Source organism: Streptomyces sp. NPDC001902, assembly GCF_042891295.1.
Taxonomy (GTDB): domain Bacteria; phylum Actinomycetota; class Actinomycetes; order Streptomycetales; family Streptomycetaceae; genus Actinacidiphila.
Genome location: NZ_JBIATA010000003.1, coordinates 295553 through 310850 on the forward strand (window position 1 = coordinate 295553; position 15298 = coordinate 310850).

A 15298-nucleotide genomic window follows, 5' to 3' on the forward strand; every position below is an offset into this window, starting at 1 on the left:
GCCGGCCCCGCGGGCCGGCCCTCCCCCACCCCACACCCCACCCCCACGCGGCCCCGCCCCCGGGGGGGGGGGCCCCCCCGGGCGGGGGGGGGGGGGCCCCCCCCCCCCCCCCCCCCCCCCCCGCCGCTAGTCGCGGTCCCCCGAGGTCAGGGAGGCGAACACCACGACGTTGTCGCGGTATCCGCTCCCGTCGGCGGTGCGGGGGCCGCCGCAGGTGATCAGGCGCAGTTCGGGGCGGTCCACGTCGCCGTAGACCTCCTGGGCCGGGAAGTGCGCCTTGGCCACCGTCCGCACCCGGTCCACGGTGAACTCCGCCGACGCGCCGTCCCGCAGCCCCGCCACGACCCGGTCGCCCGGGCGAAGCCGTGCCAGGTCGCGGAAGACCCCGTCGCCGAACCGGCCGACGGTGACGTGGGCCAGGAGCACGGACGGGCCGAGCTGTCCCGGCGTGGGGGAGTGGCGGTACCAGCCGGCGGGCGAGTGACGCGCCACCGGCGGGACCTCCACCGTGCCGTCCGGGGCCAGCCCCAGTTCCATGACCGGGGTGTCGACCCCGATCGCCGGGATCCGCAGCCGTACCGGGACCGAGCGGGCGAGCGGGGCCGGCGGGGACGGGCGCGTCGGTGCGGCCGCGGGCGGCGCCGAGACGGCGGGCGGCGCGGCGACGGGACCGTCACCGGAGCCGCCCGCGCACCCGCCCGCCCAGGGCAGCACGGCCAGGGCCGCCAGGACCGCGGCCCACCTCGCGCCCGGGGTCATCCGGCGGTGGTGCGCCTGCGCCGCGTCACCACGAACGTGCCGCCGGCCAGGAGCAGCAGGCCGCCCCCGGCCGCCGCCACCACCGTGCCGTCCGGCCCGTGCGCGCCGGCCGGGGACTGCACGCCGGTGTCGGGCGCACCCGCCGGCACCCGGTCGACCTGACGCGGGGACGGCACCGCGGACGGCGCTTCGCTCGGCGCGGCGCTCCGCGCCGGCGCGGGCCGGGCGCTCGGCCCGTCGGCGAACGCGGGCGCCGTCCCCGCCAGCACCGCGGCGCACGCGACGGCCGCGGCGGTGAGAACACTGCTGCGCATGTATCGCTCTCCTTCGTCACCCCGCCCTGCCCCCGGTGGGGCACGGGCGGGTGGTGGCAACTGATCGCGCGGAGAGACGAGGCGGCCCGGAGGCGGGTTGTAAAGAACAGGCAAAGTCGTCCTCGGGAGCTCCTCGCGGGGCCCTCGGTGAACGGCGGGCGACGCGGCGGCGACCGGCCGGAGCCGCCGTCCGGCCGGGCGTCACGGTTGGGCAACACCCAGCTCACGGCAGCAGCCGCAGGCCCTGGCGAACGCACAATGATTTCCGGTGGGGGACGTCAAAGGGGGCGGGGAACGGTGGAGTTCACGGTAGAGCGGACGCTCAGGAGACGGGGCCGGCGGTGGCTGATCGGAGGTCTGACGACGGTCGCGCTGGCGCTGGTGTGGCTGGTCGCCTCGCAGAGCGCGACGGGCCCCCTGTTCCTGGGGTTCCTGGCGGCCGTGGGGGCGTGGAACGGGGCGAGGGACCTGCGAAGGGCGCGGAAGCCGTTCCGGCTGCGGGTCGACGCGTTCGGCATTACCCTGCACGACGCGGAACTCGCCTGGGAGCAGATCGAGGCGGTCTCCCTGTGGCACCTCCCCAACACCGGTGAGGACAGCGAGGCCACCACACCGCCCAAGCCGCGGCTCACGCTCTGGACGGCGCCCGGCGTCACGTTCCCCCGCAAGCCCGACCGCACCTGGGACGACCGGCTGCGCTACACGCTCGTCGACTGCGAGGACCTCGACCAGAGCGTTCGGGAACTGACGGCCGCGCTCGCCGAGCACGGCGGCGCCGCCTTCGAGACCGCGCCACGGGCCGTGCGCCCGCCGATCCCGGTGACCGTGTCGGGGCCGGAATCGCGCGTGCCCGGCGGGGAGCGGCAGTTCGTCGACGCCCGGCGCGCCGGCACCTGGGTCCTGGTCTGGGCGGCGCTCGCCGTCGTCTTCAGCTACTCGTTCTGGGAACTCGTCCGGGGCGGCTTCACCGGCCCCGTGCCCCTCGGCGCCTTCGGTCCGCTCGGCGCGATCGGCTGCTGGGTCCTCACGGGCCGCTCGTACCGGCGCTGGCGCAAGCCGCTGCGGCTGCGCGTGGGGCCCGCCGGGATCGGCATGCGCGAGGTCACCGGCGAGGAGTCGTTCTTCTCCTGGAAGGACATCGCGGCCGTCACGGTCGGCCGACCGCCGACCACCACCGACACCCGCCCCTGGCTGGTGGTGTGGCCGCTGCCGGGCAGCCGTCCGCACAGCAACCCCTCCTACCTGGTCGACGGCCACAAGGCCTTCGCCCTGGTGCGTCTGGACCGGCTGCCCGGCGGCGCGGAGGCCGTCGTCCCGGTGGTGCGGGAGTACGCGGGGGAGCGGTACGCCGAGACGGCGTGAGCCGTCCGCGGAAAACCGGTTGCGGGGTCTCCCGGGGCACCGGCTAAGGTGTCGCCGTCGGACCGCGAGTAAACCGGGAGGTGTTGGAACGATGACTGCCGTCGAGCTGGGCGCTGCCCCCATCCAGAAGATCATCACCCCCACCTCAGCGGTCGCCGGCTGACCCTGCCCGTCGCGAAGCACCCGACGGCACAGCCGCGCGCGACCGCCCTCCCGAAGGGCTCTCCTCCGTTGACCAACGGATCCGTCCCGCAGCCGTCCACCGCGCTCACCGCCTACGGCTGGGACTCCTCATTCGACTCCGACTTCGCCGTCCACGCGGAGCGGGGACTCACACCCGGCCGCATCGTCCGCGTCGACCGCGGGCTGTGCGACGTCGTCCTCCCCGACGGCTCCGGTGGCCTGAAGGCCGTCCGCGCCGACACCGAGGACGTCTTCACCCGCGACCCCATGGGGATCGCCTGCACCGGCGACTGGGCCGCCGTCGACGAGACGCCGGCGACCGGTCCCGCGGTACGCGCCCTGCTGCCGCGCCGCACCACCTTCGTCCGTTCGACCTCCTCCAAGCGCTCCGAGGGACAGGTCCTGGCGGCCAACGTCGACCTGGCGGTCATCGCCGTGTCGATCGCCGCCGAACTCGACCTCGGACGGCTCGAACGCTTCGTGTCCCTGGCGTGGACCAGCGGCGCGCAGCCGCTGGTCGTCCTCACCAAGGCCGACCTCGTCGACGACCCCGGCCACCTGCTGGACGACGCCCGCGGCGCGGCGCCCGGCGTGGAGGTCCTGGTCGTCAGCGCCGCCACCGGCCAGGGCGTGCCGGAGGTGGCGATGGCGCTGGCCGGCACCACGTCCGTGCTGCTCGGGCAATCGGGCGCGGGCAAGTCCACGCTCACCAACGCCCTGCTGGGCCGCGAGGTCCAGGAGGTGCAGGCCAACCGCGACAGCGACGGCAAGGGCCGGCACACCACGACCACCCGCGACATGCTGCCGCTGCCCGGCGGCGGGGTGGTCATCGACACCCCGGGGCTGCGCGGCGTCGGGCTGTGGGACGCCGACTCCGGTCTCACCCGGACGTTCTCCGACATCGAGGCGCTGGCCGGGGAGTGCCGCTTCCCCGACTGCTCGCACGACTCCGAGCCCGGCTGCGCGGTCCTCGCCGCCCTGGAGGACGGCGTACTGACCCACCGCCGGCTGGACAGCTACCGCAAGCTGCTCCGTGAGAACGCGTGGATCGCCTCCCGCACCGACGCCCGGCTCCGCTCCGAGATGCGCCGCGAGTGGAAGCTGCGCTCCGCCGCGGGGCGTGAGATGTACGAGCGCAAGCGCGGCGGCGGCCACCGCAAGGTGTACTGACCGGACCCGGCCCGGCTCCCCGGCGGGGAGCCGGGCCGGCGGTCATCCGGCGCCGTTGTGGCGTTCGCCGCCGCGGCGCAAGGTCAGCGGACTGCCCTCGTGCCAGAAGGTGTAGACGATGCTGCCGAGGCCGAGTGTGACGATGACGATGCCGAGGACGATCGAGTAGACCATGGCTCCTCCAGCCCGTTCGGGGCGCGTTTTACCGCACCTTCACCTTCGATGTCCGAACGTGACCTTCCCGTGGCCGTACCGTCTCACACGCCGTGCGGACCAACTCGCGTTTCTGCGACCCGAGTTGTCCGCATGTGCGGCTCATGTCGACGGCAGGCCGCCCCGGGCGACGACCCCGGCGTACCAGCGGGCGCTGTCCTTCGGCGTACGGCGCTGGCTCGCGAAGTCCACGTGCACCACGCCGAACCGCTTGCCGTAGCCGTAGGCCCATTCGAAGTTGTCCAGCAGCGACCACAGGAAGTAGCCCTGGACGTCGGCACCGTCCGCGATCGCCCGGTGCACCGCGGCCAGGTGCGCGCGCAGGTACGCGATCCGCTCCGGGTCGTGGACCTCGCCCTCGGGGTCGGCGTAGTCGTCGTACGCGGCGCCGTTCTCGGTGACCAGCAGCGGCGTGTCCGGCAGTTCGTCCCGCAGGCGGAGCAGGAGTTCGTGCAGCCCGTCGGCGTCCACCGGCCAGTCCATCGCCGTCCGCGGCCCCGGCGCCGGCACGAACCGCACGTGCCCCTCGGCCCCCGGCCACGGCGACGGCCCCGCATGGCCGCCCGCGGCCACCACGGTCGGGGCGTAGTAGTTGAGGCCCAGCGCGTCCACCGGACGGGAGATCACCGGCAGGTCACCGTCGGCCACGAAGGACCAGTCCGTCAGCGCGGCCGTGTCCCGCAGCAGGTCCCGCGGGTAGGAGCCGCGGAACACCGGGTCCAGCCAGATCCGGTTGGCCAGCGCGTCGACCCGCCGGGCGGCGTCCTGGTCGGCGGCGCTCCCGGTGTGCGGACGTACCGCCGCGAGGTTCAGCGTCAGCGACACCTGGGCCGGTACCGGGAGCCGTTCACGCAGCACGCCGACCGCGAGGCCGTGCCCCAGCAGCAGGTGGTGGGCCGCCCGCAGCGCCGCTTCCGGCTCCGTCCGGCCCGGGGCGTGCACGCCCTGCGCGTACCCCAGGAACGCCGAGCACCACGGCTCGTTCAGCGTCGTCCACAACGGCACCCGGTCACCGAGCGCGTCCGCGACGAGCCCCGCGTACTCCGCGAAGCGCTCCGCGGTGCCGCGCACGGGCCAGCCGCCGGCGTCCTCCAGCTCCTGCGGGAGGTCCCAGTGGTACAGGGTCAGGACGGGGCGGATGCGGTGGTCCAGCAGCTCGTCGACCAGGGCGCGGTAGAAGTCGAGCCCCTTCTGCACGGCCGGGCCCCGGCCCGTCGGCTGCACGCGCGGCCACGACACGGAGAAGCGGTAGTCCGTGAGGCCCAGCTCCGCCATCAGCGCGACGTCCTCGCGCATGCGGTGGTAGTGGTCCGCGGCGATGTCCCCGGTGTCGCCGTTGCGCACCTTGCCGGGCGTGCGGCTGAAGGTGTCCCAGATCGAGGGGGTGCGGCCGTCCTCGGCGGCGGCGCCCTCGATCTGGTAGGCCGCGGTGGCGGCGCCCCACCGGAACCCTTCGGGGAAGGCCGGTGTCGTGTGCGGCGCGTTGCTCGTCCGGCGGGCTGCGGTCGTGGTCATCGGGGCTCCTTGTGTGCGGGTCGTTGCCTTATGCGGGTCGTTTGCGCCTGCGGCGGGCGGGGGAGAAACCCCAACCGCAACCACAACGGTGCCGCGGACGAGGCCCCGTCAACCCTTCACCGCCCCCTGCATGATCCCGCCCACGATCTGCCGCCCCAGCACCCCGAAAACCACCAGCACCGGCACCGTCCCCAGCAGCGTGCCCGCCATGATCACCGACTGGTCGTGCACGTACCCCCCGCCCAGCTGCCGCAAGGCGACCTGCACCGTGGGCTCCTGCGACGTGAGCGCGATGATCGGCCAGAAGAAGTCGTTCCAGGACGCCATGAACGTGAGCATCCCCAGCACCGCCATCCCCGGCCGGGCGATGGGCACGACGATGCTCCAGAAGATCCGCGCCGTCGAGGCGCCGTCGACGCGGCCGGCCTCGATCAGCTCGTCCGGCAGCGACTGCGCGAGGTACTGCCGCATGAAGAAGACCCCGAAGGCCGAGACGAGCCCGGGGAGGATGACGGACTGGAGCTGGTTCACCCAGTGCAGCTCCGCGATGAGCATGAAGAGCGGGATGACGCCCAGCTGGGGCGGGATCATCATCGTGCCGACCGTCAGGGTGAGCAGCGCGTTGCGGCCCCGGAAGCGCAGTTTTGCGAAGGCGAACCCGGCGAGCGTGGAGCACAGGACGGTGCCGACGGTCACCGACCCGGAGACGATCAGTGAGTTGAGCAGGGCCTTGCCGATGTCGGCCTGCTCCAGCACCTGCCGGAAGTTGTGCACGAGGTTGCCGCCGGGCAGCAGCGACGGCGGGCTCGCGGCCAGCTCCGCGTTCGACCGGGTCGCGGCGACGATCGTCCAGTAGAAGGGGAAGGCGGAGATCGCCGCCGCGACGATCAGAAGGGCGTAGGCGAGACGGCCGCCGTGGTGCTGCCGGCCCGCCCGGGCGGAGCGCAGGCGGGGCAGGGGGCGTGCGGTCCCGGCGTCGCGGCCGGGTCGCGGCCGTGTGAGGAGCGCGCTCATCGACGGGTCCCCTTCCGTGAACGGTGCCGTGCCAGCGCGGTGTTGAGCAGCACGAGCAGGACGATGAGGACGAACATCACCCAGGCGATGGCGGCGGCGCGGCCCAGGTGGAAGTAGCCCCAGCCCTGCTCGTACATGTAGAGGCCGAGGGTCTGGTACTGGTGGGAGATGCCGCCCGAGATGCTCCCCTCGAACAGCAGCGGCTCGCCGAAGAGCTGGGTGGCGCCGATCGTGGAGACCACGATCGTGAAGAGGATCGTGGGCCGCAGGCCGGGCAGGGTGACGTGGAGGAACTGCCGCCACCGCGAGGCGCCGTCGAGTTCGGCGGCCTCGTACAGGTCCCCGGGGATGGACTGCATCCCGGCGAGGTAGATGAGCGCGTTGTAGCCGGTCCACCGCCAGGTGACGATCGTGGACACCGCGATCTGCGAGGCGACGGTCCCGGACTGCCAGTCGACGGGCCCGATGCCGGCCAGCCCGAGCAGCCAGTTGACCAGGCCGAAATCGCGGCCGAAGAGCTGGGCGAAGACCAGGGTCGCGGCGGCCACGGACGTGGCGTACGGCAGGAGCATCGTGACCCGGAAGAAGGTCCGGCCCCGCAGCTTGTAGTTGAGCAGGTGGGCGAGGCCGAGCGCCATGAGCAGCTGCGGCACGGTGGAGACGACCCCGATGGTGAAGGTGTTGCGCAGCGCGGTCCAGAAGAAGTCGTCGCGCAGGAGCGCGGTGTAGTTGTCCAGGCCCCGCCATTCCATCGCGCCGGGGGTCTGGAGCTCGACGCGGTAGAGGGAGACGTACGCGGTGTAGAGCAGCGGGAACAGTCCGAACGCGGCGAAGAGCGCGAAGAACGGCGCGATGTAGGCGTACGGCGACAGCCGGGCGAGCAGTCGCCGCGGGGGCGCCTGGGCTGCCGGGGGCCGGGCGGGGGGCACCGGCGCGGTGGCGGTCAGGGTCATGGGGCGGGACCTTCGGGTCGGGGGCGTACCGGGGCGGGGCGGCCGGGCGCGGAGGACCGGGGAGGGGTCCGCCGCGCCCGGCGCCGGCGGGGCGGGGGCCGTCAGCCGACGGCGTTCTCGACGCCCTTCCTGGCGTGGCTCCACGCCGTCGCGGAGTCCGTGCCCTTGCGTTCGACCTCGCCGAGCGCGTTGGTGATCTGCTGGTTGACGTCGCCGTCGTGCACGCCGAGCACCTGCACCGGGGAGGCCTCGGCGGCGGCGCCGAAGATCTGCCCGATGGGCGCGTCGCTGAAGTACGGGTCGGTGACGTCCTTGACGGACTCGATCGCCCCGACGTTGGAGGGGAAGCTGCCCTGCCTCTTGAAGAGCTTGGCCTGCTGTTCCGCGGCCGTCAGCCACTTGACCAGCGCGAAGGCGTCCTTGGCGTGCGCGGAGCCCTTGGGGATGGCCAGGTAGGACCCGCCCCAGTTGCCCGAAGCGCCGCCCGGGAGCGGGGCGACGTCCCACTTGCCCTTGCCGGCGTCCCCGGCCTGGCCCTTGATGTAGCCCAGCATCCAGGCGGGGCAGCCGATGGTGGCGAAGGAGCCGCTGCTGAAGGCCTGGTTCCAGGCGGGGGTCCACTGGGCGAGTTTGGCGCTCAGCCCGTCCTGGGCGGCCTTCACGGACAGGTCCCAGGCCGAGGTGATGGCGGCGTTGTCGTCGTAGATCAGCTTGCCGGAGGCGTCGTAGTAACGTTCCTTCTCCTGGCCGACGATGACGGAGTAGAGGCTGCCGACGCTGTCGACCCAGGCGCTCTTGGCCCCGGCCTTGGCCTTGTACTGCTTGCCGAGCTCCAGGTAGCCGTCCCACGTGGACCACTTCTGCGCCAGCTGTGTCCGGTCGGTGGGCAGGCCGGCCTGCCGGAACAGGTCGGTGCGGTAGCAGATCGCCTCGGGGCCGATGTCGGTGCCGAGCCCCAGGGTGCGGCCGTCGGAGGTGGTGGCGGCGGCCCACTTGGCGGCGGAGAAGTCGTCCTTGAGGTCCTTGGCACCCAGGGCGCCCAGGTCCTCGAACTTGTCGGCCTGTTGCTGGGTGACCGACGCGATGCGGCCCACCTCGATGCCCTGGACGTCGGCGAGGCCGCCGCCGCCCGCGAGCCGGGTCTGCAGGGCCTTCCAGTAGTCGGCCTCGTTCTCGGTGCTGCTCTCCTTGACGGTGACGCCGGGGTGGAGCTTCTCGTACTCGTCGTACAGGCCGGCTTCCTTGTAGCCGAAGGTGCCGAACAGGTCGACGGTGATCGTGACCTTGCCGTCCTTGTCCGCGGACGTACCGGTCGAGCCGGATCCGCAGGCGGCGAGGAGCGCCCCGGCGAGCGCGACCGCCCCGAGTCGGAGGGCGGCGCGTCTGGCGGCTCGGGCGATGGGCATGGAAGCCTCCCATGGCTTCGGGACGGGTGAGAGGGCCCTTGTTCGCGGTTCTTGAGAGCGCTCTCAAGCGATGCCCAGGAGAGTGCCGCCGCATCCGGTGATTCGTCAAGAGTCGAATGGATAAAGGCCGGTGGGGTGGCCCCGGGCCCTGCGCGGCTCCACGTCCTGACGGCATCGCCGGCGTCGTGACCCTTCGCGAACCTCTCCGGGCACCTCCGCCCGTTGGCGCGGAAACGGTCGTGGAACGGCACGGAATTGACATCTGTAGGGCTCAAATACTCGTCCTCGGCCATGTCGTGCGATGCCCGGAGGAGCGTGTCGGAGGGCTGCTAGAAATTACCCGCCGGCGTGATTGTTCGTGCATGAGTACGGCATTTTCGCGCCTCCCGTCCCTATGCCCGCGAGCCCGCCCGCCGTATGCCCGAATAACCGCAGCAAGGGGAGCGATGACCTCGGCACCATCGGGTTCCGTGCCCGCCCGGAATGCCGCTCACGGTCTGCTCGGCCGCGCGCTGTCCAGGTGCCGCGACGAACGGGCGACCGGGGTGCTGCGCGTGCAGGGCAGCCCCGGCGGGGCCTTCCATCTGCTCGACGGCGCGGTCGTGGCCGTGGAGAGTCCCGGGGCGCCGGGGGTGGGCACCTTGCTGGTGCGCTCCGGGCGCATCGACGCCGACGAGTGGAACGCCGCCCACGACGCCGCAGGTACGGGGCTGTGGCCGGGCGCGCCGATCGCCGCCGGCGGGCGGCTGGGCACGGCCGAGTTCCAGGTGCTGCACATGATGGCCGTCCAGGACGCGGTCTTCGCCGTGCTGGCCGGACGCCTGGACAACTGCGCCTTCGACCCCGCCCCGCCGGGAGCGCCGCGCACCGTGCCGCCGCCCGGCCTGGGCAACGGGGTGGAACCGGAGGAACTGCTGGTGGAGGCGGGTCGCCGGCTCACCGCGCTGGCCTCCCTGCCGCGATCGGTCTCGCCCGACCGCGACCGGGTCGCCGCCGTGGGTCCGCCCGCGTGGGCGGACGAGCCCCTGGCGCCGGTGCGCCGCGAGATCCTCGGCTGCGCCAACGGACGGCGCAGCCCCCGGGACATCGCGTTCCTCATCGGCCGCGGGGTCTACACGATCACCGTGGAGGTCGCCCGGATGTGCGCCGAGGGCCTCGTCGAGACCGTCCCGGCCCCGCCGGCCCACCCGTTGCCGCCGCCCGCCCCGGCGCCGCCGCTCCCCGACCCGTATCCCACGACACCGGCGGAGCCGGCGGGCCCTGCCGTGCCGAGTCCTCCCCTCGCCCTCCCGGAGGGCGCTGCGGACCCGTACCCGGGCCCGTACCCGCCCGTACCGGAGTGGGAACCGGGGGACGTCCCCGTCACGGCCCCCGGCGCCGAGGGGCTGCCCCGCCGGGAACCGGGCGCCAGCGGTATTCGCGAGGCTCTCGACGCGAGCCGCCCGCAATCGGGCTGGAAAGGATTTCTCCGGCCGCGAGGACGGAGCCGGGCCGATTCCCCGTGACCGAAATCCGCGGGGACCAACGGAACACCGACCGAAGGGAATTCAAGGAGGTGCACGTGCATGAATCATGACGCCCTGGTCGCCGAGATGCGCGCTTTGCGGGACCAGGTGGTCGGCGTCACCGACACGGCCGTGGCGGCCGTCGACGGCCTGCTGATCGCCGCCGACACCGAGGAGGCCATCGACCCCGACGGGCTCGCCGCGCTGGCCGCCGCCAGTCTCGGGCTCGCCCGGCGGATCGCCATGGCGGCCCTGCGCGGCCCGCTCCGCAGGACCGTGACCTGCAGCAGCGGCGGCTACACCGCCGTCTACGCGGTCGGCGAGACCGCGCTCCTGGTCGTCGTGGGCGACGAGGGCATGAACGTCCCCCAGCTCCACGTGGAGGCCAGGTCCGCCGTCGAGCGCATCGGCGCGATCCTGCTGGCACCCGGTCCCGGACCGGGCGCCGTGCCCGCGCCGGAGTCCGCGCACGACCCCGAGGGAGTCCTCGGATGACGATCCAAGCCTCAGTGAAGACCGCAGAAGGAGTGCTGTGAGCACCACCGGAAAACGCCCGCACGGCAACCTGTCCGACCTGGTCATGGGCCTGGTGAAGAACCTGCGCCAGGAGGTCCCCGACTGCCTCGCCGCCGGTGTGGTCGACATGTCGACCGGCATGCTGCTCTCCGTCGACACCGTCGACAGCCATCCGCCGGAGGTCCTGGACCTGCTCGCCGCGGCAACCCTCGACCTCTTCCAGGGGCGCACGGTGGTGATGATCGAGGACGTCTTCAAGGAGCGCCGCGGGGTCACCAGTGACGCGCACTACTTCCAGGAGATCCTCGTCAACAGCGACAACCTGACCCACCTGTTCATGCGCAACAACATGAACGAGGACGTCGTCGCCGTCGTCGTCTGCCGCCGCTCGGTCAACGTTGGAATGCTCTTCGCCCAGGCCCGCCGTGTGGTCAAGGAGCACAGCACGCTCTGAGCCCCGGCCGGTCAGGCGCTGGCGCGCCGCACCAGCCGGGTCGGGGTGACGAGCGAGGACAGCGGACGGCCGCCGCTGTCCTCCTCCGACCGCCGCTCCAGGCCCCGCACGAGCAGCCTGACCATCAACCGGCCCATTTCCTCGATCTCCTGACGGACCGTCGTCAGCGGGGGGTCGGCCAGCTCCGCCACCGAGACCATGTCGTCGAAGCCGACCACCGCGACGTCCTCCGGCACCCGCCGGCCCCGCTCGTGCAGCACCCGCAGCGCACCGCAGGCCATCAGGTCGGAGGCGACGAAGACGGCGTCGACGTCCGGCGCCCGGTCCAGCAGCACGGCCATGGCACGCGCCCCGCCCGCCTCGGAGAAGTCACCCTCGACGATCAGCCGCGGATCGGCGTCCATCAGGATGTCGTGGTAGCCGTCGAGCCGGTCCACCGACGCGGTCTGGTCCAGCGGCCCGGTGACGGTCGCGATGCGTTCCCGCCCCAGCGAGACCAGGTGGCGCACCGCCTCGCGGGCGCCGCCGCGGTTGTCCGAGTCCACGTAGAGCACGCTGCGGTCCCCCTCCGCCCCCGGCCAGCCGGGACGCCCGCCGAAGACGGTGGGCAGCGCGATCCGGCGGATGATGCCGGGCAGCGGGTCCTCGGCGTGCAGCGAGAAGACCAGCGCGCCGTCCACGTGCCCGCCGGCCAGGTAGCGGCCCACCCGGTCGTAGTCGGCGGTGCCCTCCACCAGCAGCAGGACGAGCTGCGAGTCGTGCACCGCCAGCTCACGGCTGATGCCGAGCAACTGCTGTGCGAAGAAGGGGTCCGCGAAGACCCGGCTCTCCGGCTCCGCGACGATGACGGCGACCGCCCCGGTGCGCCGGGTGACCAGCGAGCGGGCGGCCTGGTTGGGTACGTAGCCCAGCTCCTCGACGGCCTTGCGGACCTTGTCCACCAGTGCCTCGCGCACCCCCGTCCCGCCGTTCACGACCCGGGAGACGGTGGCCCGGGAGACCCCGGCCCGTTCGGCGACGGCTTCGAGCGTCGGGCGTGCTCCGGAGATCTGGTCGGACAAGGGGTGCTCCTCTCGGGACGGGAACAGCGTAGTCCCTCCGGGAAGCATGGAGAGAGCGCTCTCCCCGCAGCTCGCGGGCCGTTTCTGAGAGCGCTCTCTCGCCTGTTCCCGGCCGCCCGCCCGGCGGTCAGCGCACCGGGAAGCCGAAGGTGCGGCCCTGCTGCTTCAGCCAGGGCAGGATCTCCCGCAGCGCCTCTACGGTCTGGCCGCGGTCCCCGCCCGCGTCGTGGAACAGCAGCGTCGGCCCGTTGGAGATCTCGTTCTTGACGGTGGACACCAGCGCGGCGGTGCCCGGCTGCTTGAAGTCCTCGGAGTCGACGTTCCAGCCCAGCGGGCGCATGCCGCGGGAGGCCGCCAGCTGGCGGCTGTATGGGGTGAAGGCACCGCCCGGAGCCCGGTAGTACAGCGGCCTGACGCCCCCCGAGGCCTGGGTGATCATGCGCTCCGCGTCCAGGATCTCCTTCGCCTGGTACGCGCGCGGCTTGCCGTTCATCGTCGTGTCGTGCGTGACGGAGTGGTCGCACAGCCGGTGCCCGGCGGCCACCACCGCCTTCACCAGGTCGGGGTGGGCCCGGGCCTGCGGGCCCACCATGCAGAAGGTCGCCTTCACGCCGTTGTCCTGCAGCACCTGGAGGATCTGCGGGGTCCACTGCGGGTCGGGCCCGTCGTCGATGGTGATGTTGACGCCCCGGGGGCCCTTGTCGGAGGCGTGGGCGATGTCCATGTTCACCACGGGGGCGGGCAGTTCGGCGTCCGGCACGGAGGTCTGCCCGGGTATGGGCCGGGGCTTGGCGGAGGCGGAGGGCTTCGCCGGACGGACCGCCGCCTGCGGCCCGTCGGGGGTGCCGGCCTGGGCGGTCCACACCGACGCCAGCGCGGCCACCCCCGCCACGCCCAGTGCCGCCGCCAGCACCCGGCCGTTCGTCCCGCGCATCCCGCTCCACCCCATGTCCGCCCCGCTCCTCGTGTCCGGTGTCCCGTACCTGCACACGGGAGGACGGGGGAGGGGCACCGGGGGATCCGGCTGTTACGGAGCCCTGACAATTCCGCCGGAGGACGGCGACGGAGCGGCCCGAACGGCCGCCGCGCACCCGCCGCTTGCGCGCGGCCGGGCTCCGGGGGGCACCGTGGGACCTACGAGGTGACGACGGCCCCCAGCCACGCCCCGGCGACCAGCAGGCACGAGAAGAGCTCCACCAGCAGCGCCGTTCCCGCGGCCCGCATGGCCGTACGGGTGGAGGACCAGGCCGCGCCGTGGCTGCCGAGCCGCATCCGCTCGCCGCCGTAGAGGGACAGCGTGAAACCGGCCGGCGCCCCCACCACCGGCAGCAGGAAGAAGCCCGCGACGGCGCACAGCCCGGCGACGAGGAAGGCCCGCCGGGGGACCCCCGCGTCCCGCACCGACCGGGCGGGCAGCAGCAGTTGGACGGCCTGGTTGAGCAGCAGCACACCGGTGGCCGCCGCCAGGACGCCCCACGACACCGTGGTGTGCAGATGGGTCGCCCACCACAGGACCGCGGCCCAGCACATCAGCGGGCCCGGCGCGCCCGGTACGAGCACGCCCCACAGTCCGGACAGCATGACGGCACCGATCAGGCACAGCTGTCCGGTCCCCATGGGCCCAGCGTGCCCGAAGCCGGGCCCCGGCGCCCCCTGGTTTTCCGGCCTCGCCGGCGGAGCCCCAAGTCCCCGCGCCTCAGCCGGGGGTGCGCTCCACCCAGCCCCGCTCGTACGCGTGCCAGCCCAACTGCAGCCGGGTCGACACCTCGGCGAGCTCCATCAGCCGCTTCACCCGGCGCTGCACCGTCCGCAGCCCCAGTTCGAGCTGCTTGGCGACGCTGGCGTCGGTGAGCCCGGCCAGCAGCAGCGACAGGATCTGCAGGTCGACGGCGTCGGGCGCGTCCGGGGACTCCTCCCGCAGGGCGCCCCCGGTGTCCAGGCGGATCGGCAGGGCCTCGCGCCAGACGTTCTCGAAGAGGGCCATCAGCGAGTCCAGCAGCCCGCTGCCGTGGACGACCAGCGCCGCGGGGCCGCCCGCGTCCCGGGCCATGGGCACCATCGCCAGCGAACGGTCGGCCAGCACCAGCTTGGTGGGGACCCGGTCCACCACCCGCACCTGCTCCTCGCGGCCGAGCGCCGCCGTGAGTTCCGCGATGCCGTTGGGTCCGCTGATGACCTCGCGCTCGATGACCACGCGGAAGGTCACCCCGCGTTCCACGGCGCGTTCCTCGGCGGTGTTCTCCATCCCCGACACCACCATCGGGGTGCCCGTCACCAGGGCGCAGACCTCCTTGTCCGCACCCAACTGGAGCTGGTTGAAGCGGTGCGCCACCGCGCTCGCGCCGGTCACCACCTCCACCAGGTCGTGCGCCGACGGCTCCGCGGCCTCGCCGCGGTACTCCTGCGCCAGCACGGCGGCCGTGAGTTCCGCCTGTTCCAGATGGTGCCGCTGCTGGGTGAGCAGGGCGCCGAGCGCCACCGTGGGCGGGGCGGCCACCCAGCGGCCGGGCCGGGCGGAGGACTGCGCGACCAGCCCCTGCCGCTCCAGCAGGCGCAGTATCCTGGCCGCCTCGTCCTCGGGCATGCCGAGCCGGTGCGAGAGGTCGACGACCTCGGCGGCTCCCAGCCCCACGAGGGCGCGGTAGGCCGCCTCCTGGGCATCGTCCAGCCCTATGGCACCGAGCACGGGCACCCCTTCCGGATCCGAGGAACGCAACACGCGGGCATGGCGGGAATGAGCCATGGCGTAATCCCGCCGCCCGCCATCATCCCTGCTCGAACCCCTGTCCTGGCAAGGTGTCCCTACTGGATCGTCCGACGTGCGGCCCGAGGAGGGAGCCGGCCGCCCGTCGGACCATTCGCGTGTCCGAACC

At 73.4% G+C, this 15298-nt stretch carries 16 protein-coding genes; 5 read left to right on the plus strand and 11 right to left on the minus strand.

Annotation, left to right across the window (positions count from 1 at the left end; translation table 11 throughout):
* Positions 1-126 precede the first annotated feature (126 nt).
* On the minus strand, positions 127-759 hold the full coding sequence (locus tag ACFYYN_RS07585; RefSeq protein WP_500545040.1) for a class F sortase: 633 nt from the start codon (positions 757-759) through the stop codon (positions 127-129).
* Entirely contained in the window at positions 756-1073 is a 318-nt protein-coding gene (locus tag ACFYYN_RS07590; protein ID WP_500321716.1) for an LPXTG cell wall anchor domain-containing protein, read from the minus strand. Before ACFYYN_RS07590 ends, ACFYYN_RS07585 begins: the two co-directional genes overlap by 4 nt.
* Positions 1074-1370: 297 nt before the next feature.
* Between ACFYYN_RS07590 and ACFYYN_RS07595 the strand changes: the two genes are divergently transcribed.
* A complete protein-coding gene (locus ACFYYN_RS07595; protein WP_500545041.1) occupies positions 1371-2435 on the plus strand; it encodes a hypothetical protein in 1065 nt (354 codons plus the stop codon).
* A gap of 231 nt (positions 2436-2666) precedes the next feature.
* Positions 2667-3788: a ribosome small subunit-dependent GTPase A gene (gene rsgA / locus ACFYYN_RS07600; RefSeq protein WP_500321713.1), complete on the plus strand. Its 1122-nt coding sequence runs from the start codon at positions 2667-2669 to the stop codon at positions 3786-3788.
* A gap of 42 nt (positions 3789-3830) precedes the next feature.
* Here rsgA and ACFYYN_RS07605 read toward each other — a convergent pair whose 3' ends face one another.
* The 5 genes from ACFYYN_RS07605 to ACFYYN_RS07625 all read right to left on the minus strand — a co-directional run bounded on the left by ACFYYN_RS07605 (position 3831) and on the right by ACFYYN_RS07625 (position 8889).
* Positions 3831-3962: a hypothetical protein gene (locus ACFYYN_RS07605; RefSeq protein ID WP_499514675.1), complete on the minus strand. Its 132-nt coding sequence runs from the start codon at positions 3960-3962 to the stop codon at positions 3831-3833.
* A gap of 141 nt (positions 3963-4103) precedes the next feature.
* Positions 4104-5516, minus strand: coding sequence for a GH1 family beta-glucosidase (locus tag ACFYYN_RS07610; RefSeq protein ID WP_500545043.1), 1413 nt, complete (start codon positions 5514-5516; stop codon positions 4104-4106).
* A 108-nt stretch (positions 5517-5624) separates the two neighbouring features.
* Entirely contained in the window at positions 5625-6530 is a 906-nt protein-coding gene (locus ACFYYN_RS07615) for a carbohydrate ABC transporter permease (protein WP_500321709.1), read from the minus strand.
* Positions 6527-7483, minus strand: coding sequence for a carbohydrate ABC transporter permease (locus ACFYYN_RS07620; protein ID WP_500545044.1), 957 nt, complete (start codon positions 7481-7483; stop codon positions 6527-6529). Before ACFYYN_RS07620 ends, ACFYYN_RS07615 begins: the two co-directional genes overlap by 4 nt.
* Positions 7484-7584: 101 nt before the next feature.
* On the minus strand, positions 7585-8889 hold the full coding sequence (locus tag ACFYYN_RS07625; RefSeq protein WP_500545046.1) for an ABC transporter substrate-binding protein: 1305 nt from the start codon (positions 8887-8889) through the stop codon (positions 7585-7587).
* Between the two features lie 470 nt (positions 8890-9359).
* Here ACFYYN_RS07625 and ACFYYN_RS07630 point away from each other — a divergent pair, with 470 nt between their 5' ends.
* The 3 genes from ACFYYN_RS07630 to ACFYYN_RS07640 all read left to right on the plus strand — a co-directional run bounded on the left by ACFYYN_RS07630 (position 9360) and on the right by ACFYYN_RS07640 (position 11364).
* The gene (locus ACFYYN_RS07630) at positions 9360-10394 is read left to right on the plus strand and encodes a MarR family transcriptional regulator (protein WP_500545047.1); all 1035 of its coding nucleotides are present in this window, start codon (positions 9360-9362) and stop codon (positions 10392-10394) included.
* Positions 10395-10454: 60 nt separating this feature from the next.
* Positions 10455-10889 (plus strand): roadblock/LC7 domain-containing protein, encoded by a 435-nt coding sequence (locus ACFYYN_RS07635; protein WP_500545048.1) that lies wholly within the window; start codon positions 10455-10457, stop codon positions 10887-10889.
* 85 nt (positions 10890-10974) lie between these two features.
* Positions 10975-11364, plus strand: coding sequence for a hypothetical protein (locus tag ACFYYN_RS07640; RefSeq protein WP_500545200.1), 390 nt, complete (start codon positions 10975-10977; stop codon positions 11362-11364).
* Positions 11365-11375: 11 nt separating this feature from the next.
* Here the strand turns inward: ACFYYN_RS07640 and ACFYYN_RS07645 are convergent, their stop codons facing one another.
* From ACFYYN_RS07645 to ACFYYN_RS07660, 4 genes are all read right to left on the minus strand, one after another.
* Positions 11376-12425, minus strand: a complete 1050-nt coding sequence (locus ACFYYN_RS07645) for a LacI family DNA-binding transcriptional regulator (protein ID WP_500545049.1) — start codon at positions 12423-12425, stop codon at positions 11376-11378.
* 127 nt (positions 12426-12552) lie between these two features.
* Complete coding sequence (locus ACFYYN_RS07650) at positions 12553-13374, minus strand: polysaccharide deacetylase family protein (RefSeq protein ID WP_500545050.1); 822 nt, start codon at positions 13372-13374, stop codon at positions 12553-12555.
* A 185-nt stretch (positions 13375-13559) separates the two neighbouring features.
* Positions 13560-14042, minus strand: coding sequence for a DUF456 domain-containing protein (locus tag ACFYYN_RS07655; protein WP_500360591.1), 483 nt, complete (start codon positions 14040-14042; stop codon positions 13560-13562).
* Positions 14043-14121: 79 nt separating this feature from the next.
* Positions 14122-15111, minus strand: coding sequence for a helix-turn-helix domain-containing protein (locus ACFYYN_RS07660; protein WP_500545051.1), 990 nt, complete (start codon positions 15109-15111; stop codon positions 14122-14124).
* Positions 15112-15298: the final 187 nt, after the last annotated feature.

Excerpts from the sequence above, each read along its gene's own strand:
- ACFYYN_RS07655 (WP_500360591.1), bottom strand. The coding sequence starts at position 14,042 with ATGGGGACCGGACAGCTGTGCCTGATCGGTGCCGTCATGCTGTCCGGA.
- ACFYYN_RS07650 (WP_500545050.1), bottom strand. The coding sequence starts at position 13,374 with ATGGGGTGGAGCGGGATGCGCGGGACGAACGGCCGGGTGCTGGCGGCG.
- ACFYYN_RS07605 (WP_499514675.1), bottom strand. The coding sequence starts at position 3,962 with ATGGTCTACTCGATCGTCCTCGGCATCGTCATCGTCACACTCGGCCTC.
- ACFYYN_RS07635 (WP_500545048.1), top strand. The coding sequence starts at position 10,455 with ATGAATCATGACGCCCTGGTCGCCGAGATGCGCGCTTTGCGGGACCAG.
- ACFYYN_RS07585 (WP_500545040.1), bottom strand. The coding sequence starts at position 759 with ATGACCCCGGGCGCGAGGTGGGCCGCGGTCCTGGCGGCCCTGGCCGTG.
- ACFYYN_RS07615 (WP_500321709.1), bottom strand. The coding sequence starts at position 6,530 with ATGAGCGCGCTCCTCACACGGCCGCGACCCGGCCGCGACGCCGGGACC.
- ACFYYN_RS07640 (WP_500545200.1), top strand. The coding sequence starts at position 10,975 with ATGGGCCTGGTGAAGAACCTGCGCCAGGAGGTCCCCGACTGCCTCGCC.
- ACFYYN_RS07625 (WP_500545046.1), bottom strand. The coding sequence starts at position 8,889 with ATGCCCATCGCCCGAGCCGCCAGACGCGCCGCCCTCCGACTCGGGGCG.
- ACFYYN_RS07620 (WP_500545044.1), bottom strand. The coding sequence starts at position 7,483 with ATGACCCTGACCGCCACCGCGCCGGTGCCCCCCGCCCGGCCCCCGGCA.
- ACFYYN_RS07610 (WP_500545043.1), bottom strand. The coding sequence starts at position 5,516 with ATGACCACGACCGCAGCCCGCCGGACGAGCAACGCGCCGCACACGACA.
- ACFYYN_RS07590 (WP_500321716.1), bottom strand. The coding sequence starts at position 1,073 with ATGCGCAGCAGTGTTCTCACCGCCGCGGCCGTCGCGTGCGCCGCGGTG.